Annotated in this window: 3 protein-coding genes and 1 pseudogene; 3 read left to right on the top strand and 1 reads right to left on the bottom strand. The window is 60.8% G+C overall.

Features of this window, described 5'->3' with window-relative positions:
• From JI744_RS19195 to JI744_RS18990, 3 genes and pseudogenes are all read left to right on the top strand, one after another.
• A pseudogene (locus JI744_RS19195) lies at window positions 1–466 on the top strand (hypothetical protein); the annotation flags it as partial.
• 92 nt (window positions 467–558) lie between these two features.
• On the top strand, window positions 559–1,068 hold the full coding sequence (locus tag JI744_RS18995; RefSeq protein WP_236019565.1) for an acyltransferase: 510 nt from the start codon (window positions 559–561) through the stop codon (window positions 1,066–1,068).
• Window positions 1,069–1,795: 727 nt separating this feature from the next.
• Window positions 1,796–2,098: a phasin family protein gene (locus tag JI744_RS18990; protein WP_202662755.1), complete on the top strand. Its 303-nt coding sequence runs from the start codon at window positions 1,796–1,798 to the stop codon at window positions 2,096–2,098.
• Between the two features lie 67 nt (window positions 2,099–2,165).
• Here the strand turns inward: JI744_RS18990 and JI744_RS19190 are convergent, their stop codons facing one another.
• The gene (locus tag JI744_RS19190) at window positions 2,166–2,285 is read right to left on the bottom strand and encodes a recombinase family protein (RefSeq protein ID WP_268885819.1); all 120 of its coding nucleotides are present in this window, start codon (window positions 2,283–2,285) and stop codon (window positions 2,166–2,168) included.
• Window positions 2,286–2,324 lie beyond the last annotated feature (39 nt).

Genomic DNA, 2,324 nt, shown 5'->3' with positions numbered 1-2,324 from the left:
CACGGAAGGGGTGTCGTACCTGTCCGCTGCGATTGCACGAACCTGGGAAAGCCTGCCCTATGCCAAGCATGCCGCTTTTCTTGGGGCGATTGGTCTTTCGGCGGCGGGTCGGAGCCGTTGGCTAGACTGGCCAGATATATCAGGTGACGACATCTTCGTGGCCGCCATGATACCCGCATCGCGGCGCAGGATTGCTCACGATGCTATTGCAGTGACGCGCGCGCCTGCAACGCTATGGGGATGGGTGCATATGAGGGCGCGTTGGCGGCGCGGCGAAGCAGAACTGCGTGCCATGGGTTTGTCACCCCCGAGATCAAACGGGCAGCGCAAGGTTCTAATGACACGGCTGCTGATACCCCGCCACACGTTGGGCACACTGACCTTTCTTGCCGCACGAATTTTGGCGGCCTTACTACCTCAAAAACGAACATCCGACTGGTTGCCTGACAGGAAAACGTCCCGATGACCCCCGTCCGGCCTCCTGCCGACAGCACTGACTCTGGCGTTCACAGACCCAAGAGCACAAAGGTACAGAGATTACTTCGCCTCATTGCAAGTTTGGTTGATCCGCGTGCGTGGGCGCATCAGGTAAAATTGTTGAACTTTTACAATTATTCGCACGTGACGCCGCGGCGGCTGATGAAGATTGGGCCTAGCTGCGCCATCAGCCCGACGGCGACCTTTGCCTATGGCAACCGCATCCAGCTGGGCGCGCGGGTGCTGGTGGGTGAAAACGCGCGGCTTTGGGCCGGACCGGGGGTAGCAACCATCACCATTGGAGATGACACGATGCTAGGCCCCAATGTGCTTATTACTGCCTCGGATTATCGCTTCCGTGACGGGGCCCCTATCAATCGACAGGCAATGAACGAGCATGCGATCAGCATCGGTGCCGATGTCTGGGTTGGCGGTGGCGCGATCATCCTTGCTGGGGCGGAGATAGGTGACGGCGCTGTCATCGCTGCGGGCGCTGTTGTGCGGGGCGTCATCCCAGCAATGAAGGTCGCCGCCGGTGTCCCTGCCCGCGTAGTAGGACACAGGGAAATCGGGAGTAACAAGATACTATGACCGCAACTGAGGTGGCTCAGCCCGTGTCAGCCAAGGGCCAGAGCCGCCAACAGCGGGTGCACAATTGTGCCCATTTCCATTGTAACCAGACGGATCGGCCGGCAGCTATTAAGGTTCAGGTTAAGATTCCCCCCTGCTCTTTGACATCGTGCATTGCTTCGCGGCCGCATCGGCGGCGGGCATCTGTCGGCATCGTTCGGTTCCTGCAAACGGGCCTGGACCTTACCGTTCACGCGCGATCAGCCTCCGGCGCGGATCGTTTTGTCACATTCACGGTGCAGCCGTCCGATCAGCGCCTTGGCATTCGAAACGCCTCATCTCCCACCCCGCCGGGTGCGCGTGAAGCGGGTGTTCATTTCGGCGGCCGCGCTTTGTATCAGGCGGCTGCGTTACCCAGCATCACCAACTGACCTTCACCGATACAGCAGAGCCAGTCACGCCCCGTCTCCTGTCCCACACATCCGCCTGCCTGGGGTCGCGCCCATAATCGGGCAATGCCTCGCTAGAATGCAGAGCGGTCGGTCGCCAAGTTCAGTTCTTGATCCAACCGGGCAGAGCCCCTCAAGGAATCTGGTTTCACACCATGCGTTGCCGTGGATTTTGGCGTCGGCGTCGCGCAATATGAATGTGAATGTGAACTGTAAGTCCGCCGCCCCAATCGCAACAATAGAAGAAGGGAAACGCAATGCCTGCGAACAAGCCAAAGACCGAAACCAGTCAGTCAGGCATGGCCGAACTGGGTCTTCCCATGGCAGTGGGCAGCGCTGCCGTTCAGGCCTGGATGGACATGGGAACCGAAGCGGTCCGGTTCGTCTGCGACCGCCTGCAGCAGGACATCAAGACGCAGCAAGCAATGCTGGCCTGCACCAGCCTGGAAGAAATCCGGAAGGTGCAGGTCGAGTTCTTCACCGCTGCGCAGGATCAGTACGCCGCCGAGGCGGGCAAGATGCTGAATCTGATGGGCAAGGCGGCGGCTGGAGGGCTGACAGCTTTGCCGAAGGCGCGGCGCTACGATGATGTGCCCTTGTAGCGACAGCTGAAGCCTAGCCCACATCTGACCGTTCACGCGCGATCAGCCGCCGGCGCGGATCCTTTTGTCACATTCGCCTTGCCAGCCGCCCGATCAGCGCTCCTGCATTCGAAACGCCCCATTGCCCACCCCTTCGGGTGCGGATGCCGCGGGCGTTCAACTCCGCCGCGATGGCGCGCAGCGACAACGCCCCTGACGCGCGGATGTCCGATGACCTGCCCCCCGG

Source organism: Fuscibacter oryzae (genome assembly GCF_016765795.1).
GTDB classification, from domain to species: domain Bacteria; phylum Pseudomonadota; class Alphaproteobacteria; order Rhodobacterales; family Rhodobacteraceae; genus Fuscibacter; species Fuscibacter oryzae.
This window is presented reverse-complemented; position numbering and strand designations above follow the sequence as displayed.

Coding starts and splice junctions, on each gene's coding strand:
- JI744_RS18990 (WP_202662755.1), top strand. CDS start 1,796: ATGGCCGAACTGGGTCTTCCCATGGCAGTGGGCAGCGCTGCCGTTCAG.